This is a genomic window from Pseudomonas sp. UV AK001 (assembly GCF_046097675.1).
Classification (GTDB): domain Bacteria; phylum Pseudomonadota; class Gammaproteobacteria; order Pseudomonadales; family Pseudomonadaceae; genus Aquipseudomonas; species Aquipseudomonas kribbensis.
Window position 1 is genome coordinate 123,711 of the sequence record NZ_JBJUVZ010000012.1, and the last position, 22,780, is coordinate 146,490.

21 protein-coding genes are annotated in these 22,780 nt (G+C 61.5%); 13 read left to right on the plus strand and 8 right to left on the minus strand.

Features of this window, described 5'->3' with window-relative positions; translation table 11 throughout:
* The 4 genes from ACKLNA_RS26675 to gloB all read right to left on the minus strand — a co-directional run bounded on the left by ACKLNA_RS26675 (position 1) and on the right by gloB (position 6,169).
* The gene (locus ACKLNA_RS26675; RefSeq protein ID WP_408987620.1) at positions 1-1,842 is read right to left on the minus strand and encodes an extracellular solute-binding protein; all 1,842 of its coding nucleotides are present in this window, start codon (positions 1,840-1,842) and stop codon (positions 1-3) included.
* A complete protein-coding gene (locus ACKLNA_RS26680) occupies positions 1,839-3,671 on the minus strand; it encodes an extracellular solute-binding protein (protein WP_408987621.1) in 1,833 nt (610 codons plus the stop codon). The genes ACKLNA_RS26675 and ACKLNA_RS26680 overlap by 4 nt, the downstream gene beginning before the upstream one ends.
* 164 nt (positions 3,672-3,835) lie before the next feature.
* Positions 3,836-5,302, minus strand: coding sequence for a transglycosylase SLT domain-containing protein (locus tag ACKLNA_RS26685; RefSeq protein WP_408987622.1), 1,467 nt, complete (start codon positions 5,300-5,302; stop codon positions 3,836-3,838).
* Positions 5,303-5,401: 99 nt separating this feature from the next.
* Positions 5,402-6,169 (minus strand): hydroxyacylglutathione hydrolase, encoded by a 768-nt coding sequence (gloB, locus tag ACKLNA_RS26690; RefSeq protein ID WP_114886648.1) that lies wholly within the window; start codon positions 6,167-6,169, stop codon positions 5,402-5,404.
* A gap of 65 nt (positions 6,170-6,234) precedes the next feature.
* On the opposite strand from gloB, the gene ACKLNA_RS26695 reads away from it, so the two are divergent.
* Both ACKLNA_RS26695 and rnhA read left to right on the plus strand, forming a co-directional pair.
* Positions 6,235-6,993 (plus strand): methyltransferase domain-containing protein, encoded by a 759-nt coding sequence (locus ACKLNA_RS26695; RefSeq protein ID WP_085708596.1) that lies wholly within the window; start codon positions 6,235-6,237, stop codon positions 6,991-6,993.
* A gap of 90 nt (positions 6,994-7,083) precedes the next feature.
* On the plus strand, positions 7,084-7,545 hold the full coding sequence (rnhA, locus tag ACKLNA_RS26700) for a ribonuclease HI (RefSeq protein ID WP_039770807.1): 462 nt from the start codon (positions 7,084-7,086) through the stop codon (positions 7,543-7,545).
* Here rnhA and ACKLNA_RS26705 read toward each other — a convergent pair whose 3' ends face one another.
* On the minus strand, positions 7,546-7,851 hold the full coding sequence (locus tag ACKLNA_RS26705) for a DUF2388 domain-containing protein (protein ID WP_408987623.1): 306 nt from the start codon (positions 7,849-7,851) through the stop codon (positions 7,546-7,548).
* Positions 7,852-8,039: 188 nt separating this feature from the next.
* Between ACKLNA_RS26705 and dnaQ the strand changes: the two genes are divergently transcribed.
* The 3 genes from dnaQ to ACKLNA_RS26720 all read left to right on the plus strand — a co-directional run bounded on the left by dnaQ (position 8,040) and on the right by ACKLNA_RS26720 (position 11,837).
* Positions 8,040-8,798, plus strand: coding sequence for a DNA polymerase III subunit epsilon (gene dnaQ, locus ACKLNA_RS26710; protein WP_408987624.1), 759 nt, complete (start codon positions 8,040-8,042; stop codon positions 8,796-8,798).
* 154 nt (positions 8,799-8,952) lie between these two features.
* Positions 8,953-11,208, plus strand: a complete 2,256-nt coding sequence (locus ACKLNA_RS26715; RefSeq protein WP_085708593.1) for an Orn/Lys/Arg decarboxylase N-terminal domain-containing protein — start codon at positions 8,953-8,955, stop codon at positions 11,206-11,208.
* Between the two features lie 14 nt (positions 11,209-11,222).
* A complete protein-coding gene (locus ACKLNA_RS26720; protein ID WP_085708592.1) occupies positions 11,223-11,837 on the plus strand; it encodes a GNAT family N-acetyltransferase in 615 nt (204 codons plus the stop codon).
* Here the strand turns inward: ACKLNA_RS26720 and ACKLNA_RS26725 are convergent.
* Positions 11,803-12,696 carry a LysR family transcriptional regulator gene (locus ACKLNA_RS26725; RefSeq protein ID WP_408987625.1) on the minus strand — a complete coding sequence of 298 codons (894 nt, stop codon included), beginning with the start codon at positions 12,694-12,696 and terminating at the stop codon, positions 11,803-11,805. The genes ACKLNA_RS26720 and ACKLNA_RS26725 overlap by 35 nt on opposite strands.
* Before the next feature lie 85 nt (positions 12,697-12,781).
* Positions 12,782-13,018, minus strand: coding sequence for a hypothetical protein (locus tag ACKLNA_RS26730; protein WP_085708590.1), 237 nt, complete (start codon positions 13,016-13,018; stop codon positions 12,782-12,784).
* 185 nt (positions 13,019-13,203) lie between these two features.
* On the opposite strand from ACKLNA_RS26730, the gene ACKLNA_RS26735 reads away from it, so the two are divergent.
* Entirely contained in the window at positions 13,204-13,761 is a 558-nt protein-coding gene (locus ACKLNA_RS26735) for an NADPH-dependent FMN reductase (protein WP_085708589.1), read from the plus strand.
* A gap of 100 nt (positions 13,762-13,861) precedes the next feature.
* A complete protein-coding gene (locus tag ACKLNA_RS26740) occupies positions 13,862-15,145 on the plus strand; it encodes an arsenic transporter (protein ID WP_408987626.1) in 1,284 nt (427 codons plus the stop codon).
* On the opposite strand, the gene ACKLNA_RS26745 is transcribed toward ACKLNA_RS26740, so the two are convergent.
* Positions 15,142-16,092, minus strand: a complete 951-nt coding sequence (locus ACKLNA_RS26745) for a DUF1853 family protein (protein ID WP_408987627.1) — start codon at positions 16,090-16,092, stop codon at positions 15,142-15,144. The two genes, ACKLNA_RS26740 and ACKLNA_RS26745, sit on opposite strands and share 4 nt — an antisense overlap.
* A gap of 113 nt (positions 16,093-16,205) precedes the next feature.
* Between ACKLNA_RS26745 and ACKLNA_RS26750 the strand changes: the two genes are divergently transcribed.
* From ACKLNA_RS26750 to pepN, 6 genes are read left to right on the plus strand one after another with little or no spacing between them, the layout of a single operon-like run.
* Complete coding sequence (locus tag ACKLNA_RS26750; protein WP_011333623.1) at positions 16,206-17,096, plus strand: NAD(+) kinase; 891 nt, start codon at positions 16,206-16,208, stop codon at positions 17,094-17,096.
* Positions 17,093-18,067 (plus strand): metallophosphoesterase, encoded by a 975-nt coding sequence (locus ACKLNA_RS26755; RefSeq protein WP_371856526.1) that lies wholly within the window; start codon positions 17,093-17,095, stop codon positions 18,065-18,067. Before ACKLNA_RS26750 ends, ACKLNA_RS26755 begins: the two co-directional genes overlap by 4 nt.
* Positions 18,064-18,933, plus strand: a complete 870-nt coding sequence (locus ACKLNA_RS26760; protein ID WP_085733061.1) for a rhomboid family intramembrane serine protease — start codon at positions 18,064-18,066, stop codon at positions 18,931-18,933. Before ACKLNA_RS26755 ends, ACKLNA_RS26760 begins: the two co-directional genes overlap by 4 nt.
* 29 nt (positions 18,934-18,962) lie before the next feature.
* Positions 18,963-19,223 carry a YeaC family protein gene (locus ACKLNA_RS26765; RefSeq protein ID WP_007956913.1) on the plus strand — a complete coding sequence of 87 codons (261 nt, stop codon included), beginning with the start codon at positions 18,963-18,965 and terminating at the stop codon, positions 19,221-19,223.
* Positions 19,220-20,050, plus strand: a complete 831-nt coding sequence (locus tag ACKLNA_RS26770; RefSeq protein ID WP_408987628.1) for a DUF2797 domain-containing protein — start codon at positions 19,220-19,222, stop codon at positions 20,048-20,050. The genes ACKLNA_RS26765 and ACKLNA_RS26770 overlap by 4 nt, the downstream gene beginning before the upstream one ends.
* A 10-nt stretch (positions 20,051-20,060) precedes the next feature.
* On the plus strand, positions 20,061-22,718 hold the full coding sequence (pepN, locus tag ACKLNA_RS26775) for an aminopeptidase N (RefSeq protein ID WP_408987629.1): 2,658 nt from the start codon (positions 20,061-20,063) through the stop codon (positions 22,716-22,718).
* Positions 22,719-22,780 lie beyond the last annotated feature (62 nt).

Below are 22,780 nucleotides of genomic sequence, written 5' to 3' on the forward strand. Positions count from 1 at the left end.
TTACTCCGTGCCCACAGGGTCGGCTTGCAGTTGGGTTTGCACTTCTACCGCAGGTTTCGTGTCGGGCTTGACCCACCAGGTATTAATGCCGATGTCGTACTTGGGGGAGACTTTCGGATGGCCGATGTGGTTCCAGTACGCTACGCGCCAGGTCTTGATGTGCCAGTTGGGGATCACGTAGTAACCCCATTGCAGCACGCGATCGAGGGCGCGGGCGTGGGCCACCAGGCTTTTGCGCGAGTCGGCGTTGATCAGGCTCTCGACCAGTTGATCGACGATCGGGTCTTTCAGGCCCATGGAGTTGCGGCTGCTCGGTTTGTCGGCGGCGGCGCTCATCCAGAACTCCCGTTGTTCGTTACCCGGTGAGTTGGACTGGGGGAAGCTGCCGACGATCATGTCGAAATCCCGCGAACGCACACGGTTGACGTATTGCGAGACGTCGACGCGGCGGATCACCAGATCGATGCCAAGGTCAGCGAGATTGCGCTTGAACGGCAGCAGCACCCGCTCGAATTCGGTCTGGGCCAGCAGGAACTCGATGACCACCGGTTTGCCGGTGGTGTCGACCATTTTGTCGTCGACGATCTTCCAGCCGGCCTCTTGCAGCAGTTGATAGGCTTCACGTTGCTGCAGGCGGATCATGCCGCTGGCATCGGTCTTGGGGTTTTCGAAGGCTTCGCTGAACACCTGCGCCGGGAGCTGGCGACGGAACGGGTCGAGGATTGCCAGTTGATCGGCGTCCGGCAGGCCGGTGGCGGCCATTTCCGAGTTTTCGAAATAACTGCGGGTGCGCACGTAGGCGCTGTTGAACAGCTGCTTGTTGGTCCATTCGAAGTCGAGCAGCAGACCCAGCGCCTGACGCACACGAACGTCCTGGAACACCGGACGGCGCAGGTTGAAGACGAAGCCTTGCATGCCGGTCGGGTTGCCGTTGGGGATCAGTTCCTTGACCAGTCGGCCTTCGGTGACCGCAGGGATGTTGTAGGCGTTGGCCCAGTTCTTTGCGGTCATTTCCAGCCAGTAGTCGAACTGGCCGGCCTTCAGGGCTTCCAGGGCGACGGTGTTGTCGCGGTAGTAGTCGGTGGTCATCACGTCGAAATTGTAGAAACCGCGATTGACCGGCAGGTCCTTGCCCCAGTAATCCTTGACCCGCTCGTATCGTACCGAGCGCCCGGCCTTCACTTCGGCGACCCTGTACGGGCCGCTGCCCAGCGGGATTTCCAGATTGCCCTTGTTGAAATCGCGACTGGCCCACCAGTGTTTCGGCAGCACCGGCAACTGGCCGAGGATCAGCGGCAGCTCGCGATTGTTGTTGTGCTTGAACTTGAACATTACCGTGAGCGGGTCTTCGGCGACGGCCTCTTCGACGTCGCTGTAGTAACCGCGAAACATCGGCGAGCCTTCTTTTGTCAGGGTCTCGAAGCTGAACACCACGTCTTCGGCGCGCACCGGGTGGCCGTCATGGAAGCGCGCTTCGGGGCGCAGGTAGAACCGCACCCAGCTGTTGTCCGGGGCCTTTTCGATCTTGCCGGCGATCAGGCCGTACTCGGTGAAGGGTTCGTCGAGGCTGTGCCGGGTCAGGGTGTCGTAGATCTGCCCGACATCGTCCGCCGGCACGCCCTTGCTGATGAACGGGTTGAGGCTGTCGAAACCGCCGAAGCCGGCCTGACGGAAAACCCCGCCCTTGGGCGCATTGGGGTCGACGTAATCGAAATGCTTGAAATCGGCGGGGTATTTCGGCGGCTCGTTGTACAGGGTCACGGCGTGTTGCGGGGCGGCACAGGCCAGCCCGGCGAACAACAGGCCGCAAGCCTGCACGAGCAGGGTGCGAACGGCGTTCATTGACCTTTCTCCGAAGATTTCAGCCACCACGCGCTCAGGCCCAGGGTGTAGGGCGGCGTGGTGACGAAGGCGAACCGGTTGCGATACGCCAGACGGTGATAATTGAGGTACCAGTTGGGAATGCTGTAGTGCTGCCAGAGCAGCACGCGGTCCAGCGCCTTGCCGGCGGCGACCTGTTCATCGCGGGTGCGGGCGGCGAGCAATTGCTCAAGCAGATGGTCGACCACCGGGTTGGCGATACCCGCGTAATTCTTGCTGCCCTTGACCCCGACCTGGCTGGAGTGGAAGTACTGCCACTGTTCCAGCCCCGGGCTGAGGGTCTGGTTGAGGGTCATGAGGATCATGTCGAAGTCGAACTGATCCAGGCGCTGCTTGTATTGGGCGCGATCCACCGTGCGCAGGCGCGCATCGATGCCGATGCTGTTGAGGTTCTCGATGTACGGCTGGAGGATCCGCTCAAGGTTCGGATTGACCAGCAGCAGTTCAAAACTCAGCGGTTGGCCGGAAGTGTTCTGCAAGCGCTGGCCATTGAGCTTCCAGCCGGCCTCGGCCAGCAGCGCCAGGGCCTTGCGCATGGTTTCCCGGGGAATGCCGCGCCCGTCAGTCTTTGGCAGCGTGAACGGCTCGGTGAACAGCCGGGCCGGCAGTTGATCCTTGTAGGGCTTGAGCATCAGCCATTCGTGACCGACGGGCAGGCCGCTGGCGCTGAACTCGCTGTTCGGGTAGTAGCTGGTGGTGCGCTGGTAGGCGTCGCTGAACAGCGCGCGGTTGGTCCACTCGAAATCAAACATCAGGCCCAACGCTTCGCGGGTCTTGACGTCCGAGAAGGTGGCTCGCCGGGTGCTCATGAACAGGCCCTGGCTCTGGGTCGGGATCTGGTGCGGGATCTGCGCCTTGATCACGTCGCCACGGCGCACGGCCGGGAAGTTGTAGCCATTGGCCCAGTTCTTCGCCTGATGCTCGATATAGATGTCGAACTCGCCGGCCTTGAACGCTTCGAAGGCCACATCGCTGTCGCGATAGAACTCGACTTCCATGCGATCGAAGTTGTACTTGCCGCGATTGACCGGCAAGTCCTTGCCCCAGTAATCCTTGACCCGTTCGAAAATCAGCTGCCGTCCCGGCGTCACCGAGGTAATGCGGTACGGCCCGCTGCCCAATGGCGGCTCGAAGGTGGTGGCCTTGAAGTCACGGCCCTTCCAGTAATGCTGGGGCAGCACCGGCAACTCGCCCAGGCGCAGGATCAGCAGCGGATTGCCCGAGCGCTTCATGATGAAGCGGATGCGCTGCGGGTTGAGGATGTCGACCCGCGACACTTCCTGAAGCGCCGTGCGGTACAGCGGATGACCTTCCTTGAGCAGCGTTCGATAGGAGAACGCCACGTCGTAGGCGGTGATCGGCGTGCCATCGTGGAAGCGCGCTTCCGGGCGCAGGTTGAACACCACCCAGCTGCGGTCTTCGCTGTATTCCACCGATTGCGCGATCAGGCCATAGCTGGAGGCCGGCTCGTCGCCGGATGGCGAGTACTGGCCGGTGCCGACCATCAGCGGCTCGTTCAGCTCGTTGATGCCGTACTGCAGGAAATTCGGGGTGGTGACGGGGCTGGTGCCCTTGAAGGTGTAAGGATTGAGCGTATCGAAGGTGCCAAACGCCATCACCCGCAACGTACCGCCCTTGGGCGCTTGCGGGTTGACCCAGTCGAAGTGGGTAAATCTGGCCGGGTACTTGAGCGTGCCGAACTGCGCATAACCGTGACTTTCGGTGATCGTGGCGCTGACGGGGGAGCTCAAGGCCAGGCTGATCAGGAGCAGGAGGAGGGGACGCTTCAAGTCAGATCCGATCCAGGCGGCTTGGGCTTTGTGGGCCGTACAGTAACAGCTTGTATGGACAGGAAAAAGACAGGGGCTTAATGCGCGGTTAATTGTGGGAGTTGCCGGCATCGACAGCAAAAAATGACAGGCAAAAAAAAGCCCCTGAATTCAGGGGCTCTTTGTCAGTGCGGCTGGTAGACCGTGAGCATCTGCCCAGGCTTGAGCGCCTTGCCAGCGCCCGGGTTCCAGCGCTTGAGATGCTGCATCTCGACGTTGAAACGCTTGGCAACAACATACAGCGTATCGCCGCGCTGGACCTTGTACTGGGTCTGCTGCTTGCTGTCGTCCTTGGCTTTGGTCTTGGTGTTGGCTGCGACCACGGTGTTGATGCGCCCGCTGGTCTTGTGGGCCGGGGTGCGTTTGGTGGTGTCCTGCATGACCAGGGTCTGGCCGACCTTGAGGTTCTTGCCGGTCAGCTTGTTCCAGCGTTGCAGGTCCTTGACGTCGACCTTGTTGGCCTTGGCGATGGAGCCGAGGTTGTCGCCGCGCTTGACCCGGTACGCACGCTTGAGCTTCGCGACTTCGGTCGGGTCGGCGCCTTCGAAGACCGGTTTCAGCGAACGAGGGCTGATCAGTTCTTCAGGGCGCATGGTCTGCAGGCTGGCGGTCAGCAATTGCGCCTTCGAGGTCGGCACCAGCAGGTGCTGCGGGCCGTCGATGGTGGTGCGCTGCTTGAACGCCGGGTTGAGCTGGAACAGCTCGTCTTCGTCGATGTTGGCCACGGCGGCGACCTTGGACAGGTCCATGCGCTGGTTGATTTCGACGACCTGGAAGTAAGGTTCGTTGGCGATCGGGTTGAGGTTGACCCCGTAGGCTTCCGGCGACAGCACCACTTGCGACAGAGCCAGCAGTTTCGGCACGTACGCCTGGGTTTCCGCCGGCAGCGGCAGGTTCCAGTAGTCGGTCGGCAGGCCGAGCTTCTCGTTGCGTTCGATGGCGCGGCTGACCGTGCCTTCGCCGGCATTGTAGGCCGCCAGGGCCAGCAGCCAGTCGCCGTTGAACATGTCGTGCAGGCGGGTCAGGTAGTCCATCGCTGCCGTGGTCGAGGCGGTGATGTCGCGACGGCCGTCGTAGAAACGGGTCTGGCGCAGGTTGTAGTAACGCCCGGTGGAAGGGATGAATTGCCAGAGCCCCACCGCGTCGGCCCGGGAATAGGCCATCGGGTTGTAGGCGCTTTCAATCACTGGCAGCAGGGCCAGTTCCAGCGGCATGTTGCGTTCTTCGAGGCGCTCGACGATGTAATGAATGTAGAGGCTGCCGCGCTCGCCGGCGTTCTCGAGAAAGGAAGGGTTACTGGCGAACCACAGGCGCTGTTGCTCGATGCGCGGGTTCACGCCCAGGCCTTCCTGAAGCTGAAAACCACCGCGCATGCGTTCCCAGATGTCCTGGGGCACCTGCGGGCTGGGCTTCTCGGACAACCAGATGGGCTTCTGCTTGGCTCGCGCAGCAATGTTCGGCGTATGGGTCGCTTCAGTCTGCGGAGCATGGCTGGAACAGCCCGCCAGCGTGGCGGACACAGCCACCGCGATGGCTTGCGCCAGGCGGGTCAATGCGTCTGAATTGACGGACTTACGTATGGATGACGACATTGGCTGGAAGTAAGTTCCGGGCAAAAATGTCGGGCGATTCTAGAAAGCGCACCCCCTGCGGTCAACCATTCAGCGTTTTTGTACCAAGTGGTGAACGGCTTAGAACTTATCTTTCCAAGCCCGCAGAGCCGCAAAAACCTCACTCGGCGCCCGGTTTTGAGCGCCATTCCGTTCGTCCACTTTTTGTGTAACTAATGTTTCACTGGTACGCAGAAACGGGTTTGTGAGCTTTTCCAGGGCGATGGTCGAGGGCAGGGTCATGACTCCGTTCTGCCGTTGCTGGCTGACTTTTTCCAGACGGGCGGCAATGTCCGGGTTGCCCGGCTCCACCGCAGCGGCGAATTTCAGGTTGCTCAGGGTGTATTCGTGGGTGCAGTAGACCAGCGTGTCTTCCGGCAGCGCCGCCAGACGACCAAGCGAGTGGTGCATCTGCTCCGGCGTGCCTTCGAACAGCCGGCCGCAACCGGCGGCGAACAAAGTATCGCCGCAGAACAGCAGGCCGTGGTGGTAATAGGCGATGTGCCCCAGGGTGTGACCGGGAACGGCGTAGACATCGAAATCCCAGCCGAGCACGCGAACCTTGTCGTTATCCTTGAGCGCCACATCCCGCCCCGGAATGCTTTCGCTGGCCGGACCGTAGACAGTCGCGCCGGTAGCCTTTTTAAGCGTCTCGACACCGCCGACATGATCATGGTGATGGTGAGTGATCAGAATATCGCCCAGCACCCAGCCCGGATGCGCGGCGAGCCACGCCTGCACGGGGGCGGCATCTCCCGGATCGACCACCGCGCAACGCTGGGTGGCATGATCCTGTAACAACCAGATGTAGTTGTCGGTGAAGGCGGGCAGGGCACTGATCTGTATCATCTTCGGATTCGCCAAGCGGGTAACATTGGCGCATCTTAGAGGTTCCTGGCGTGTTGGAGAATGCAATGATCGATAAAGCGTTCGCTCAGGCCGATCCTGACTGGCTTGCCCTGATCGGGGCGGCCCGTGAATGGCTGTCCGGTCCCCTCGGGCAATTTTTGCTGGACGAAGAGCGGCGCATGCTCGAAGACGAGCTCGGCCGGTTCTTCGGCGGCTATCTGGTGCATTACGGGCCGTCCGCCGAAACGCCGCCGTCGGCGCCGCAGGTGCAGCGCAACGTGCGGCTCGGTGCGCCGTTGCCCGGCGTCGAGATCGTCTGCGAAGAGCAGGCCTGGCCGTTGAGTGAACACGCCGCCGACGTGGTGGTGTTGCAGCACGGTCTGGATTTCTGCCTGTCGCCCCACGGCCTGCTGCGGGAAGCGGCCAGCAGCGTACGCCCCGGCGGGCATCTGTTGATTGTCGGGATCAATCCCTGGAGCACCTGGGGCCTGCGCCATGTGTTCGCCCACGACGCGTTGCATCAGGCGCGCTGCATCTCGCCTTCGCGGGTCGCCGACTGGCTCAATCTGCTGGGCTTCGCGCTGGAGAAACGCCGCTTCGGGTGCTATCGTCCGCCGCTCGCGTCACCCAAGTGGCAGGCCCGTCTGGCCGGCTGGGAACGCAAGGCCGGCGACTGGCAACTGGCGGGCGGCGGTTTCTATCTGTTGGTCGCGCGCAAGATCGTGGTCGGCCTGCGTCCGGTGCGTCAGGAACGCCGCGAACCGATGGGCAAGCTGATTCCGCTGCCGATGGCCAAGGTCAATCGTCGCCGCATCGAACCGTAAACCTTCTTTTATTGTGGCCGGGTTTGCCCCGGCCCGGGCCGTTGTCGATCCTTGATCGGCGAGGCCAGGCATTTTTCTGGATAGATTGGCATGAGCGAAAGCGTCGATAGCGTAGAACTGTTCACCGACGGCGCCTGCAAGGGCAACCCCGGCCCGGGCGGCTGGGGCGCCTTGCTGGTGTGCAAGGGCGTCGAAAAGGAACTGTGGGGCGGCGAAGCCAACACCACCAACAACCGCATGGAACTGCTCGGCGCGATTCGCGGCCTGGAAGCCCTCAAGCGTCCTTGCGAAGTGCTGCTGGTGACCGACTCGCAATACGTGATGAAAGGCATCAACGAGTGGATGGCCAACTGGAAGAAACGCGGCTGGAAAACCGCCGCCAAAGAGCCGGTCAAGAACGCCGACCTGTGGAAAGAGCTGGACGAGCAGGTCAACCGCCACAAGGTCACCTGGAAATGGGTCCGCGGCCACATCGGCCACCACGGCAACGAACGGGCCGACCAGTTGGCCAACCGTGGCGTGGATGAAGTGCGCGGCTACAAGCAGGACTGATCAGAGGATCAGAATGGCCTTGGCCAGTTGCTGGTCAGTCGCGGACAGTTCCGGCAACAGGCTGCGAATCCGCTGGAATGCCGCTTCCATCTGCGCGCCCCGAATGTCTCCGTCGCTGGCTACGAAGGCCGCCGCATCGTCCTTGGCGGCCAGCACGATCTTGTCGTCCTTGAACGACCCGCTGGTGCCTTTGCTGGAGCTGAGCGTCAGGCTCAGGGTGATGTCGGTGCTGATGACGAAGCTGGTGGCGTGCGCTTCAGCCGTCAGCAGGCAGGTGCCAAGCAATAGAAACCGTGCAGTCTTCATGAGGTGTTCGAATCCGTGAGAAACAGGCCGCGCACGCTAGCAAGCCGGTTTGCCCCAGACTTTATGAACATTGCTAATGATTGTTAAAAACTGCATGAGCGCCGATCACCCGGCGGTGCGCGACGTGCGCCACGGGCGTGTTAACATCGCCGCTTTTGCACGATTGACCCGTTGAGAGCTGAACACTGATGGCCACCAGATCCGTTGTACTCGATACCGAAACCACCGGCATGCCGGTGACCGATGGTCACCGGATCATTGAAATCGGTTGCGTCGAGCTGATCGGTCGGCGCCTGACGGGGCGGCACTTTCACGTCTACCTGCAACCGGACCGCGAAAGTGACGAAGGCGCGATCGGCGTCCACGGCATCACCAACGAATTTCTCGTCGGCAAACCACGTTTCGCCGAAGTGGCCGATGAGTTCTTCGAGTTCATCAACGGCGCGCAACTGATCATCCATAACGCGGCGTTCGACGTTGGCTTCATCAACAACGAATTCGCCCTGATGGGCCAGCAGGATCGCGCGGACATCACACAGCACTGCACGATCCTCGACACCCTGATGATGGCCCGGGAACGTCACCCGGGGCAGCGCAACAGCCTCGATGCCTTGTGCAAACGCTACGGCGTCGACAACTCCGGCCGTGAGCTGCACGGCGCTTTGCTCGACTCGGAGATTCTCGCCGACGTCTACCTGACCATGACCGGTGGCCAGACTAGCCTGTCGCTGGCCGGCAACGCTTCCGACGGTAACGGCACGGGTGAGGGCGCGGACAACTCCGCCACTGAAATCCTTCGTCTGCCGGCGGATCGCAAGCCGGGACGGATCATTCGCGCCACCGAAGCGGAACTGGCCGAGCACCAGGTGCGTCTGGAGATCATCGCCAAGTCCGCTGGCGCCCCGGCGCTGTGGACTCAGCTGCTGGAAGCCGAAGCCCAGGCTTGAAAATAAAAGGATCGTCCGAAGGCGCTGGCCGCATCCGGACGATCCTTTGTTTTTGGCAGTACTGACAACTGGCCACCCTCGCCACATCCGCTCCGACCCTCTACCCTGAGGACAATGGCAGATTACTCTCCGCCGCCTCAGGACACTGAGCCCCATGTACAAAGATCTGAAGTTCCCGGTGTTGATCGTCCACCGCGACATCAAGGCCGACACGGTTGCCGGCGAACGCATTCGCGGCATTGCCCGTGAACTCGAGCAGGAAGGTTTCAGCATCGTTTCGGCCACGGACTACACCGAGGGCCGGCTGGTGGCGTCGACCCACCATGGTCTGGCGTGCATGTTGATTGCCGCCGAAGACGCCAGCACCAATTCCCATTTGTTACAGAACATGGCCGAACTGATCGGTCTGGCCCGGGTGCGGGCGCCGGATCTGCCGATCTTCGCCCTCGGCGAGCAGGTCACCCTGGAAAACGCCCCGGCCGATGCCATGGCCGAACTGAATCAGTTGCGCGGCATTCTTTACCTGTTCGAAGACACCGTACCGTTTTTGGCCCGACAGGTCGCACGGGCGGCGCGCAAGTATCTGGACGGTCTGCTGCCGCCGTTCTTCAAGGCGCTGGTGCAGCACACTGCCGACTCCAATTATTCCTGGCACACCCCGGGACATGGCGGCGGGGTGGCGTATCACAAGAGCCCAGTGGGGCAGGCATTTCACCAGTTCTTTGGGGAAAACACTCTGCGCTCGGACTTGTCGGTGTCGGTGCCGGAGCTGGGTTCGCTGCTCGATCACACCGGCCCTTTGGCCGAGGCAGAAGCAAGGGCTGCGCGCAATTTCGGCGCCGATCACACCTTTTTCGTGATCAATGGCACCTCGACCGCCAACAAGATCGTCTGGCACTCCATGGTCGGGCGTGACGATCTGGTGCTGGTGGATCGCAACTGCCACAAGTCGGTGTTGCACGCGATCATCATGACTGGGGCTATTCCTCTCTATCTGTGCCCGGAACGTAACGAACTGGGGATCATCGGCCCGATCCCGCTGAGTGAATTCAGCCGCGAATCGATCCAGGCCAAGATCGATGCGAGCCCGCTGACCAAGGGCCGGGAGCCGAAAGTCAAACTCGCCGTGGTCACCAACTCCACATACGACGGCCTTTGCTACAACGCCGAACTGATCAAGCAGAGCCTGGGCAACAGCGTCGAAGTCCTGCATTTCGACGAGGCCTGGTACGCCTACGCGGCATTTCACGAATTCTTTGCCGGACGCTACGGCATGGCCACCTCGCGCAGTGCCGACAGCCCGCTGGTGTTCACCACCCATTCCACCCATAAACTGCTGGCGGCCTTCAGTCAGGCTTCGATGATTCATGTGCAGGACGGCGGCGCGCGGCAACTGGATCGCGACCGGTTCAACGAAGCGTTCATGATGCATATCTCGACATCGCCGCAGTACAGCATCATCGCTTCGCTGGACGTGGCGTCGGCCATGATGGAAGGCCCGGCCGGGCGTTCGCTGTTGCAGGAAACCTTCGACGAGGCCCTGAGCTTTCGTCGGGCACTGGCCAATCTGCGGCAACACATCGACGCCAATGACTGGTGGTTTTCGATCTGGCAGCCGCCGGGTGTCGAGGGCATCGACCGGGTGCAGACCGAAGACTGGCTGCTGAAGCCCGAGGCGGACTGGCATGGCTTCGGCGAGGTCAGCGACGACTATGTGCTGCTTGATCCGATCAAGGTCACTCTGGTGATGCCCGGCCTGACCGCTGGTGGAGCGCTGAGTGACAAGGGGATTCCGGCGGCGGTGGTCAGTCGTTTCCTCTGGGAGCGAGGGCTGGTGGTGGAGAAAACCGGGCTCTATTCGTTCCTGGTGCTGTTCTCCATGGGCATCACCAAGGGCAAATGGAGCACGCTGCTGACCGAGCTTTTGGAGTTCAAGCGCAGCTACGACGCCAACGTCAGCCTCGACACTTGCCTGAAGTGTGTCGCCCAGGAGGACCCGGCGCGTTATCGCGGCATGGGTCTGCGCGACCTGTGCGATCAGCTCCACGCCTGTTACCGCAGCAATGCCACCGCCAGACACCTCAAGCGCATGTACACCGTGCTGCCGGAAATCGCCATGAAACCGGCCCACGCTTACGATCAACTGGTGCGCGGCGAAGTCGAGGCGGTGCCGATCGATGAGCTGGAGGGGCGTGTCGCGGCGGTGATGCTGGTGCCTTATCCGCCGGGGATTCCGTTGATCATGCCCGGTGAGCGTTTTACCGAATCCACCCGGTCGATCATCGATTACCTGAAGTTTGCCCGCACGTTCGATGCGAGTTTTCCGGGTTTCGTGGTCGATGTGCACGGACTGCAACACGAAGACGAGGGCAATGGACGGCAATACACCGTCGATTGCGTCAAGGAATGAGGGCGTTTCCCAGTATGCAACCGGTCATGAATCCAAAATACCCAGGGCTGTCGGTGCGCGTTGCCGACGACGGCTTTGCCGCTTATATCTGGGGCAGTGATTTCAGCTTCGAGGTCGCCGCCTATGGCGCCGCCGAAATCGGCAAACCCGTCGCGCAGTGGGGCGTGACGCCGATCGTGCCGTACCGCAAGTGCTACGGCATCGATCCCGAGGAGTTCAGCAGTTTTCGCGATGCCGCCGACAGTGCGATTTTCATGGCGTATCTGGAAGACCAGCCGGTAGGGCATCTGGTGATCAGCACCAACTGGAACGGTTTCGCCCATATCGATGAGCTGGCGGTGCATGCGCCGGCACGGCGCCATGGTGTGGCGAAAGCGTTGCTGGATGTGGCGCAGTTCTGGAGTCGCAAGAAAAAACTGCCGGGGATCATGCTCGAGACCCAGAACAATAACCTCGGCGCCTGCCGCCTGTATGAGCGTTGCGGTTATGTGATCGGTGGCATCGACCATCTGCGCTATCGCGGCATCGACCCGAACACCGCCGAGGTGGCGTTGTTCTGGTATCGATTGTTCGATAATCCGCTGGAAAACCCGATCAGCTCGCCAGCATCGCCTCGGCTTGTTCCGTAACGATGCCGAGCAATGTCTGGACTGCCGATGTCGGCGGCGCGTGCTTGAAGGTCAGTGCATAGAGGCTGATCGGCACCGCCGGTGACAACGGACAAGTGTCGATTCCACCGGCCCGGGCACCCAGCGCGGTGAACGGGTCGACGATGGCCAGGCCTTCACCGGCCTCGACCATGCTGCGCATCATCTGATGGGTCTGCACCCGGGTGTGGATGCTCGGTGCCGGGCGCAAGGCCTGGAGTTTGTGTTCCAGCGCCGGGCTAAGCGGGTCCTGGCCTTCGAGGCCGACCATCGCCTGACCGGCCAGGTCCTGCAGCGAAATGTACTTCTGCTTCGGTTGCAGCCAGCCGTGAGGCGCGAGCAATTGCAGCTTGCCCTGGGCCAGCGGCTGGCAATGGATATCCGGATGTTCGGGATCGTGCAGGCTCAGGCCCAGATCGCTTTCACGCAGCAACAGACTGCGAACGATGTGACGGGTGGGTTCACTGAGCAGCGTGCAGGGCACGTCCGGCAGGCGTCGGCGCAATGTGGCGAGACTTTGCGGCAACAACTGTTGAGCCAGCGGCGGGGTGCCGATGATTCGAAGGGGTGGGGCGAGGTATTGCTTGAGGCTGCTGGCCAGCCGTTGCACCGGTTCCAGCGCTTCATAAATGTGGGCGATTTCAACTTGCAGCGCACGGGCTTCGGCCGTGGCCTGAAGCCGTCCGCGCACGCTGGCGAACAGCATGAACCCCAACTGACTCTCGGCTTCGCGCAGTCGCTCCTCGACATCGCCCGTCGGCAGTTGCAGCCATTCGGCGGCGGTGCCCACGTGACCCGTCTGTAAAAGCGCCTGTATCACCTCGATATGACGTAAACGCATGCGTGAAGTCCATGTCCGGCCGTTGGGGTCAGTGGCTGAATCCTACCCCAACTCGGCGCGGATGACTTCTGCTCATAACAATCGGTTATGAAGCGACAGTCGGCTCGGGTTCGCGAATCAACGTGATGCCCGACTGAACCAGCAGGAATTCGTTGTCGTCGATTTTATTGACCCGATCGCCAATCGCCAGTTTGTAGGTGGTAACAGGCTCCATGCCGGTGAAACCGTCTGCCGACGGGTTGGATTCCTGGAACTCATGCACGGAATAAACGCGGCCTTCCGCATCTCTTGCATGGAACTGACCGACGAGTACTGCTGCCATCTGCTTAGAACCTCTGGAGATAAAACGCTTGATTTGCGGCTTGGTAGACCGCCATCGAGCTTGGTAAGTTTTCCTACAGGAAAAAAATAATCCGGACGCGGGAAATATCCCTCGTCGTCTGGTGGAATCGTCGCTGGATCATCTATAACTACAGGCTCCTCCCACGGACAGTCGAGAGTCTTCCCATGAGCAATGTCTATAACGTCGCGGTAGTGGTCGGCAGCCTGCGTAAAGCATCGATCAATCGCAAGGTCGCGCTGGCGCTGGCGGAACTGGCACCGGCCAACCTCAAGCTGAACATTGTGGAAATTGGCGATTTGCCACTCTATAACGAAGACATCGACGGCGATTCACCGCCGGCAGCCTACAGCACTTTTCGGCAAAAAGTGGGCTCATCCGACGCGGTGCTGTTTGTCACCCCGGAGTACAACCGTTCGGTGCCGGCACCTTTGAAGAATGCGATTGACGTCGGCTCGCGGCCTTATGGCAAGAGTGTCTGGGGCGGCAAACCGGGTGCAGTGATCAGCGTTTCGCCGGGTGCCATCGGCGGTTTTGGCGCCAACCAGCATTTGCGCCAGTCCTTCGTTTTTCTCAACGTGCCGTGCATGCAGCAGCCGGAGGCCTATCTGGGCGGCGCCGGTACGGCGTTTGATGAGTCGGGCAAGCTGAACGAGTCGGTCAAGCCGTTCCTGCAGAGCTTCATCAATGCCTATGGCGAGTGGGTAGCGCAGCACAAGAAGTGATCCACTTATTTTTCTGACAACATAACGAACCTGTGGGAGCTGACTCCCACAGGTTTTTTTGTGGTCTGATTCTTTCCCCTTTTATTGAAGGCTGTCGCGAATGCTCGCTGCGTCACTGATTTTCCTGCTGACCATTACCCTGGTGATCTGGCAACCCAAAGGCCTCGGGGTCGGCTGGAGTGCAACGCTCGGCGCCGTTGTCGCGCTGATTTTCGGCGTGGTGCACCTGAGTGATATTCCGCTGGTGTGGCAGATCATCTGGAACGCCACCGGCACTTTCGTGGCGCTGATCATCATCAGCCTGTTGCTCGACGAAGCGGGGTTCTTTGCCTGGGCCGCATTGCATGTGGCGCGGTGGGGGCGGGGCAGCGGGCGCAAGCTGTTCGCCTTCATGGTGTTGCTCGGTGCGCTGGTGTCGGCGTTGTTCGCCAATGACGGCGCGGCGCTGATCCTAACGCCCATCGTGATTTCCATGCTGCTGGCCCTGCGCTTTTCGCCGGCGGCGACTTTGGCGTTCGTCATGGGCGCGGGGTTTATCGCCGATACCGCGAGCCTGCCGCTGGTGGTGTCGAACCTGGTCAACATCGTCTCGGCAGACTTTTTCCACATCGGCTTCAATCGTTATGCGGCGGTGATGGTGCCGGTCAACTTCGTCAGCGTCGCGGCCACGCTGGCGGTGTTGTTGTGGTTCTTTCGCCGCGACATTCCAAAAGACTACGACCCTGAACAGCTTGAACACCCGGAGACGGCGATCCACGACAAGGCCACGTTCTACGCCGGTTGGGCGGTGTTGCTGATTCTGTTGTTGGGCTGTTTTGCCCTGGAGCCGCTGGGGATTCCGATCAGCGCCATCTCGGCGGTGTGCGCGGCGTTGTTGCTGGGCATCGCCGCTCGCGGGCACAAGATCTCCACGCGCAAGGTAATGAAAGAGGCGCCGTGGCAGATCGTGATTTTCTCCCTGGGCATGTACCTGGTGGTCTACGGACTGCGTAACGCCGGGCTCACGGATCATCTGGCCGGCTGGCTGGATGCCTTCGCCGGGTATGGCGTGTGGGGCGCGGCCATGGGCACTGGCGTGCTGACCGCGTTGTTGTCGTCGATCATGAACAATCTGCCGACGGTGCTGATCGGTTTGCTGTCGATCGATGCCAGTCAGGCGACCGGTGTGGTGAAAGAGGCGATGATCTACGCCAACGTGATCGGCAGCGACCTGGGGCCGAAAATCACCCCGATTGGCAGTCTGGCGACTCTGCTCTGGCTGCATGTGCTGGAGCGCAAAGACATCCGGATCGGCTGGGGCTATTACTTCAAGGTCGGGATTGTGCTGACGGTGCCGGTGTTGCTGGTGACATTGGCGGCTCTGGCACTCCGGTTGAGCGTCTAACTCTGCCCGGGCACGTTCGGCCACAGATCCGAAACCAGAAACAGCCGCTCGGCTTCCTCCCATTCGCCCCGGGCATTCTCGGTCAGGCGCACCATCAGTTGCGCCGGGGCGAGCGGTTCGAGTTCATCGAGCCAGGCCCGCAACTGCTCGTGATTCCAGGCCTGATCTGCCGGGTAATGCGCCGGCGCCAGCCACGCATGGCGGGGCAGGGGTTGCCAGCGTCCGGCCGGGCGCTGGGCGATAAACGCCGGCCAGTCCTTTTGATGCAGCCAACTGCCGCGCAAATGCTGAGGATGGGCGCCGCTCGGTGGTTCGGACTGACCGGGCCATGGATACAGCAGGTAACCGCCCAGCCACAACTGCGCACTGAATGACTCGATATCCAGCGCAGCCAGGGCTTCACGGCTTTCCGGGCGGGCGGAAATCGGCAACTGGTGTTCACTCAGGTGGGCCAGTTTGCGATCCAGTCGATCATGACAACCGGGGCCGAGCCACTGCGCCGGATCGCGGCCGTCACCGTTCTGCGGGCCGAGGTAGAGCTTGATCGCCAGTTCCAGGTGATGCACGCCGTCACGGTCGCGCAGCAGCATGTCGAGTTCGCCTAGGGTGTGGCCTTCGCGGCGGATGGGCAGGTTGGCGGCGATCAGTTCAATCCCCGGCGCATGCTCCACGGCAAACTGCCACAGCCGCTCGTAATACAGGCCCAGGCGCCGGGTGCGAGCCTGGGACAGCCATTGCAGCAGACCGTAACTGTCCCGGTCGAGCCGGTGCAGCCAGTGCGCCAGCCGCTCGGGGTCGTGCACCCAGTCGCTGCCCGCCAGCGGATGACGTTGCGGCCACGGCGTGGCGGCGAGCATCGGCGGGGCAAGGATCACCCACGCCAGATCGCGCACTTCCGGGTGGCGCAACTGATGGGGCAACTGGAGCAAATCGGGAAATAGGATCATCTTGCGAGCATAGCCTTAAACGCAGGCGCACTCTCGGGCTGAAAGGGTTTTGTCTATCCGGCGCTTTCGCCCATAATCGTCGTTTTCGCCGTCGCAGCCCCAGCAGGAGTCCCATGGAGCAATTTCGTAATATCGGCATCATCGGTCGCCTGGGCAGTTCCCAGGTGCTGGATACCGTCCGCCGACTGAAACGCTTTCTGCTCGATCGTCACCTGCATGTGATCCTCGAAGACACTATCGCCGAAGTCCTGCCCGGCCATGGCCTGCAAACCTCGTCGCGCAAGATGCTCGGCGAAGTCTGCGACATGGTCATCGTCGTCGGCGGTGACGGCAGTTTGCTGGGTGCGGCCCGGGCGCTGGCCAAGCACAACATTCCGGTGCTCGGGATCAACCGTGGCAGCCTCGGCTTTCTCACCGACATCCGCCCGGACGAGCTGGAAATCAAGGTCGCCGAAGTGCTCGACGGCCACTATCTGGTGGAAAACCGCTTCCTGCTGCAGGCCGAAGTCCGCCGCCACGCCGAGGCCATCGGCCAGGGCGATGCGTTGAACGACGTGGTGCTGCACCCGGGCAAATCGACGCGGATGATCGAGTTCGAGCTGTACATCGACGGCCAGTTCGTCTGCAGCCAGAAGGCCGACGGCCTGATCGTCGCCACGCCGACCGGCTCCACCGCGTACGCGCTGTCCGCCGGCGGCCCGATCATGCATCCCAAGCTCGACGCTATTGTGATTGTGCCGATGTACCCCCATACCTTGTCGGGCAGACCGATCGTGGTCGATGGCAACAGTGAGCTGAAAATCGTCGTGTCCAAAGATATGCAGATCTACCCGCAGGTCTCCTGCGACGGGCAGAACCACTTCACCTGCGCGCCGGGCGACACCATCACCGTCAGCAAGAAAGCGCAGAAGCTGCGGCTGATCCATCCGCTCGACCACAACTACTACGAGGTCTGCCGCACCAAACTCGGCTGGGGCAGCAAGCTGGGTGGTGGAGGCGACTGATGCTCGATCCCGCGCGCAGTTATGACCTGATCGGTGACGTGCACGGATGCGCCCTGACCCTGGAACACCTGCTGGACCGTCTCGGTTACCACAAGCAGGGCGGGGTCTGGCGGCATCCTTCGCGCATGGCCGTGTTCGTCGGCGACATCATCGACCGTGGCCCGCGGATTCGCGAGGCATTGCACATCGTCCATGACATGGTCGAGGCCGGCCAGGCCTTGTGCATCATGGGCAACCACGAATTCAACGCACTGGGCTGGAGCACACCGGCACCACCGGGCAGCGGCAAGCAGTTCGTGCGCGAGCACACGCCGCGCCATGCCCGTTTGCTGCATGAAACCCTGACCCAGTTCGAAGACCATCCCGGTGACTGGCACGACTTCCAGCGCTGGTTCTATGAGCTGCCGCTGTTTGTTGACGCCGGACGCTTCCGGGTCGTGCATGCCTGCTGGGATGCCGGACTGATCGAACCGCTGCGCGCGTTGTTCCCCGATGGCTGCATCGATGAGCACTTCCTTCAGGCTTCCGCCGTACCGGGCAGCTTTGCCTGCACGGTGTTCGATCGCCTGCTGCGCGGCACCGACATGCGTCTGCCGGATGGCCTGACCATGACCAGCGGCGACGGTCTGGTGCGCTCGTTCTTCCGCACCAAGTTCTGGGAAGACGACCCGCAGACTTACGGCGACATCGTGTTCCAGCCTGACGCACTGCCGGAGCCGGTGGCGCAGAAGCCGCTGACCTCCAGCGAAAAGAATTCCCTGCTGCGCTACGGCGTCGATGAACCGTTGCTGTTCGTCGGCCACTACTGGCGCAGCGGCAAACCGGCGCCGATCCGCCCGAACCTCGCGTGCCTGGATTACAGCGCCGTGCTCTACGGCAAACTGGTGGCTTATCGTCTGGATCAGGAAACCCGCCTGGATCCGCATAAATTTGTCTGGGTCGATGTCGAGCGGCCGGAGGTGCTGCGATGAGCGCGGTAGCGGTATTGCGTCTGCCACTGGCGGCGGACCTGAGCGGTTTCGTCAAACTGCTGCAACGCATGCAGGTGCCACACCGCGTCAGCGAAGAGTCGGGCGAGCAGGTGTTGTGGGTGCCGTCTGAAATCAGCGAAGACGTGCGCTCACTGTACGAGCGCTTCCCGGCAGGTGACCCGGATCAGCAACTGGACATTCCGGTGGCACCGACCTTCAAGCGTCCGAGTTTCGCCGAGCAACTGAAACACGCCAAGGCCACCGGGTTCATCCTGTTGCTGAGCCTGCTGGTGGGCGGCCTGACGTATCTGGGCGACAACCTCGACACGATGCGCTGGCTGACCTTCCTCGATTTTCGCGTGGTCGGCGACTACATCCATTTCACCTCACTGGCCGACAGCCTGGCGGCGGGGCAGTGGTGGCGTCTGTTCACGCCGATGCTGATCCACTTCGGCATCCTGCACCTGGCCATGAACGGCATGTGGTACTGGGAACTGGGGCGGCGCATCGAGTCGCGCCAGGGCAGTATCAACCTCATCGGCCTGACGCTGCTGTTCAGCCTCGTTTCCAACTACGCACAGTTTGCCTGGAGCGGCCCGAGCCTGTTTGGCGGCCTGTCCGGCGTGCTTTACGGGCTGCTTGGCCACTGCTGGATCTTCCAGCTGCTGGCGCCGAACCCGGCCTATCGCCTGCCGCGAGGCGTGCTGGTGATGATGCTGGTGTGGCTGCTGGTGTGCATGTCCGGGCTGATCTCGATGATCGGGTTCGGCCAGATCGCCAACGCCGCCCACGTCGGCGGGTTACTCATCGGATGCTTCACCGGTTTGTTGGGCGGTTTGTACAACCGCCGTAAACTGGCCGCCTGAATTTTTGAATAAAGAGCACGGAGACCCTGATGTCCTCTTTTAACGACCTGATCAAGAACATCACCCCGGATATCTACCAGAGCCTGAAACTGGCCGTGGAAATCGGCAAATGGTCCGACGGTGGCAAGCTCACCGCCGAACAGCGCGAGCTGTCGCTGCAGGCGATGATCGCCTGGGAAATGCAGAACCTGCCCGAAGAAGAGCGCACCGGTTACATGGGCCCGCAGGAGTGTGCGTCGAAGTCGATCGAAGTGCCGAACATCCTGTTCAAGTCGGACGCCATCCATTGATCGAGATTGGCCGCGGTGCAATCAGCAAAATGTCGGCGCGCCTGGACGGGCCGAACGTGCAATACGCGTTTCGTCTGGATGACGTCGAGGTGCCGGTCAACCCGTTGATCGGCACCACGGTGCGTCTGGAATACCTGGGGGCGATTCACTGCACCCATTGCGGACGCAAGACCAAGACCAGTTTCAGTCAGGGTTACTGCTACCCGTGCATGACCAAACTGGCCCAGTGCGATGTGTGCATCATGAGCCCGGAGCGCTGCCACTTCGACGCCGGCACCTGCCGGGAACCGGAGTGGGGCGAGAAGTTCTGCATGACCGACCACGTCGTCTATCTCGCCAATTCGTCGGGGATCAAGGTCGGCATCACTCGCGCCACCCAACTGCCGACCCGCTGGCTCGATCAGGGCGCCAGTCAGGCGCTGCCGATCATGCGCGTCGCCACGCGCCAGCAGTCGGGCTTTGTCGAAGACCTGTTTCGCAGTCAGGTGGCGGACAAGACCAACTGGCGCGCACTGCTCAAGGGCGATGCGGCGGCGGTGGATCTGGCCCAGGTGCGCGATCAGCTGTTCGCCAGCTGCGCCGAAGGCCTGCAAGGCTTGCAGGAACGTTTCGGTCTGCAGGCGATTCAACCGGTCAACGACGTCGAGCCGCTGGAAATCCGTTACCCGGTCGAGCAGTACCCGGCCAAGATCGTCAGCTTCAACCTAGACAAGAACCCGATTGCCGAAGGCACGCTGCTGGGGATCAAGGGCCAGTACCTGATCTTCGACACTGGCGTGATCAACATTCGCAAGTACACGGCCTATCAGCTCGCCGTGCATCAATAAGGACTTCAGCATGCGCACCGAACAACCGAAGATGATTTACCTGAAGGACTATCAGGCGCCCGAGTACCTGATCGATGAAACACACCTGACCTTCGAGTTGTTCGAGGACCACAGCCTGGTCCACGCGCAACTGGTGATGCGCCGCAACCCGGCCCGTGGCCCGGGCCTGCCGCCGCTGGTGCTCGATGGCCAGCAGCTGGAATTGCTCTCGGTGACCCTGGCCGACCAGGAACTGCGCGCCGCCGACTACCAGTTGACCGAGAATCACCTGACCCTGCAGCCGAAGAGTGAAACCTTCACGGTCGACACCAGCGTCAAGATCCACCCGGAAACCAACACCGCGCTGGAAGGCCTGTACAAGTCCGGCACGATGTTCTGCACCCAGTGCGAGGCCGAAGGCTTCCGCAAGATCACCTATTACCTAGACCGCCCGGACGTGATGAGCAAGTTCACCACCACGGTGGTCGCCGAGCAGCACAGCTATCCGGTGCTGCTGTCCAACGGCAACCCGATTGCCAGCGGTCCCGGCGAAGACGGCCGTCATTGGGCGACCTGGGAAGACCCGTTCATGAAGCCGGCGTACCTGTTCGCGCTGGTGGCCGGTGACTTGTGGTGCGTTGAAGACTCTTTCACCACCATGACCAACCGCAACGTAGCGCTGCGCATCTATGTCGAGCCGGAAAACATCGACAAGTGCCAGCACGCCATGAACAGCCTGAAGAAGTCCATGCGCTGGGACGAAGAGGTCTACGGTCGCGAGTACGATCTGGACATCTTCATGATCGTCGCCGTGAACGACTTCAACATGGGCGCCATGGAGAACAAGGGTCTCAACATCTTCAACTCCAGCGCCGTGCTGGCCCGGGCCGAAACCGCCACCGACGCTGCGCATCAGCGGGTCGAGGCCATTGTCGCCCACGAATACTTCCACAACTGGTCGGGCAACCGCGTGACCTGCCGCGACTGGTTCCAGCTGTCGCTCAAGGAAGGCTTCACCGTATTCCGCGACGCCGGTTTCTCTTCTGACATGAACTCGGCCACGGTCAAGCGCATTCAGGACGTGGCGTACCTGCGTACCCACCAGTTCGCCGAAGATGCCGGCCCGATGGCCCATGCCGTACGCCCGGACAGCTTCATCGAGATTTCCAACTTCTACACCCTGACCGTGTACGAAAAGGGCTCGGAAGTGGTCGGCATGATCCACACCCTGCTGGGCGCCGAAGGCTTCCGCAAGGGTAGCGACCTGTACTTCGAACGCCACGACGGCCAGGCCGTGACCTGCGACGATTTCATCAAGGCCATGGAAGATGCCAATGGCGTCGACCTGACTCAGTTCAAGCGCTGGTACAGCCAGGCCGGTACACCGCGTCTGGCGGTGAGCGAGTCTTACGACGCCGCTGCGAAAACCTACAGCCTGACCTTCCGCCAGAGCTGCCCGGAAACCCCGGACAAGGTTGAAAAGCTGCCGTTCGTGATCCCGGTGGAACTGGGCCTGCTCGACAGCCAAGGCAACGAGATTGCCCTGCGTCTGGCCGGTGAAGCCTCGGCTCAAGGCACCACTCGGGTGATCTCGGTGACCGAAGCCGAACAGACCTTCACCTTCGTCGACATCGCCGAACAACCGCTGCCGTCCTTGCTGCGTGGTTTCTCGGCGCCGGTGAAACTGAGCTTCCCGTACAACCGCGATCAACTGATGTTCCTGATGCAGCATGACAGCGACGGATTCAACCGCTGGGATGCCGGCCAGCAACTGTCGGTGCAGGTGTTGCAGGAACTGATTGGTCAGCAGCAGAAGGGCGAAAGCCTGGTGCTCGATCCGCGTCTGGTTTCTGCCTTGCGTACGGTACTGGCTGACCAGACCCTGGATCAGGCAATGGTCGCGGAAATGCTCTCGCTGCCGAGCGAAGCCTACCTGACCGAAATCAGTGAAATCGCCGACGTGGATGCAATCCACACCGCCCGTGAATTCGCCCGTCAGCAACTGGCGGACAATCTGTTCGAGGCGCTGTGGCAGCGTTATCAGGCCAACCGCGAGCTGTCGAAAAAGACCCCGTACGTGGCCGAAGCCGAGCATTTCGCCCGTCGCGCGCTGCAGAACATTGCGCTGTCGTACCTGATGCTCAGCGGCAAGCCTGAAGTGCTGGCAGCAACGCTGGAGCAGTTTGACGCCTGTGACAACATGACCGAGCGCCTGACCGCGCTGGCGGTGCTGGTCAACTCGCCGTTCGACGCCGAGAAGGCCAAGGCCCTGGCCAGTTTCGCCGAGCACTTCAAGGACAATCCGCTGGTCATGGATCAGTGGTTCAGCGTGCAGGCCGGCAGCACCTTGCCGGGCGGTCTGGCGCGGGTCAAAGCCCTGATGCAGCACCCGGCGTTCAACATCAAGAACCCGAACAAGGTGCGTGCGCTGGTCGGTGCGTTCGCCGGGCAGAACCTGATCAACTTCCACGCGGCGGACGGTTCGGGTTATCGCTTCCTCGCGGACCTGGTGATCGAACTGAACGGCTTCAACCCGCAAATCGCTTCGCGTCAACTGGCGCCGCTGACTCGCTGGCGCAAGTATGACGGCGCTCGTCAGGCGCTGATGAAGGCAGAGCTGGAGCGGATTCTGGCTTCGGGGCAGCTGTCCAGTGATGTGTATGAGGTGGTCAGCAAAAGCCTTGCCTGAAGTCTTTTCAGGGCAATAAAAAACGCCGCTCAATGAGCGGCGTTTTTGTGGGTGGATGAAAA

What these genes read in the sequence shown, in the direction of transcription:
- ACKLNA_RS26675 (WP_408987620.1), bottom strand. Translation starts at nt 1,842, where the DNA reads ATGAACGCCGTTCGCACCCTGCTCGTGCAGGCTTGCGGCCTGTTGTTC.
- ACKLNA_RS26685 (WP_408987622.1), bottom strand. Translation starts at nt 5,302, where the DNA reads ATGTCGTCATCCATACGTAAGTCCGTCAATTCAGACGCATTGACCCGC.
- gloB (WP_114886648.1), bottom strand. Translation starts at nt 6,169, where the DNA reads ATGATACAGATCAGTGCCCTGCCCGCCTTCACCGACAACTACATCTGG.
- ACKLNA_RS26695 (WP_085708596.1), top strand. Translation starts at nt 6,235, where the DNA reads ATGATCGATAAAGCGTTCGCTCAGGCCGATCCTGACTGGCTTGCCCTG.
- rnhA (WP_039770807.1), top strand. Translation starts at nt 7,084, where the DNA reads ATGAGCGAAAGCGTCGATAGCGTAGAACTGTTCACCGACGGCGCCTGC.
- ACKLNA_RS26705 (WP_408987623.1), bottom strand. Translation starts at nt 7,851, where the DNA reads ATGAAGACTGCACGGTTTCTATTGCTTGGCACCTGCCTGCTGACGGCT.
- dnaQ (WP_408987624.1), top strand. Translation starts at nt 8,040, where the DNA reads ATGGCCACCAGATCCGTTGTACTCGATACCGAAACCACCGGCATGCCG.
- ACKLNA_RS26715 (WP_085708593.1), top strand. Translation starts at nt 8,953, where the DNA reads ATGTACAAAGATCTGAAGTTCCCGGTGTTGATCGTCCACCGCGACATC.
- ACKLNA_RS26720 (WP_085708592.1), top strand. Translation starts at nt 11,223, where the DNA reads ATGCAACCGGTCATGAATCCAAAATACCCAGGGCTGTCGGTGCGCGTT.
- ACKLNA_RS26725 (WP_408987625.1), bottom strand. Translation starts at nt 12,696, where the DNA reads ATGCGTTTACGTCATATCGAGGTGATACAGGCGCTTTTACAGACGGGT.
- ACKLNA_RS26730 (WP_085708590.1), bottom strand. Translation starts at nt 13,018, where the DNA reads ATGGCAGCAGTACTCGTCGGTCAGTTCCATGCAAGAGATGCGGAAGGC.
- ACKLNA_RS26735 (WP_085708589.1), top strand. Translation starts at nt 13,204, where the DNA reads ATGAGCAATGTCTATAACGTCGCGGTAGTGGTCGGCAGCCTGCGTAAA.
- ACKLNA_RS26740 (WP_408987626.1), top strand. Translation starts at nt 13,862, where the DNA reads ATGCTCGCTGCGTCACTGATTTTCCTGCTGACCATTACCCTGGTGATC.
- ACKLNA_RS26745 (WP_408987627.1), bottom strand. Translation starts at nt 16,092, where the DNA reads ATGATCCTATTTCCCGATTTGCTCCAGTTGCCCCATCAGTTGCGCCAC.
- ACKLNA_RS26750 (WP_011333623.1), top strand. Translation starts at nt 16,206, where the DNA reads ATGGAGCAATTTCGTAATATCGGCATCATCGGTCGCCTGGGCAGTTCC.
- ACKLNA_RS26760 (WP_085733061.1), top strand. Translation starts at nt 18,064, where the DNA reads ATGAGCGCGGTAGCGGTATTGCGTCTGCCACTGGCGGCGGACCTGAGC.
- ACKLNA_RS26765 (WP_007956913.1), top strand. Translation starts at nt 18,963, where the DNA reads ATGTCCTCTTTTAACGACCTGATCAAGAACATCACCCCGGATATCTAC.
- pepN (WP_408987629.1), top strand. Translation starts at nt 20,061, where the DNA reads ATGCGCACCGAACAACCGAAGATGATTTACCTGAAGGACTATCAGGCG.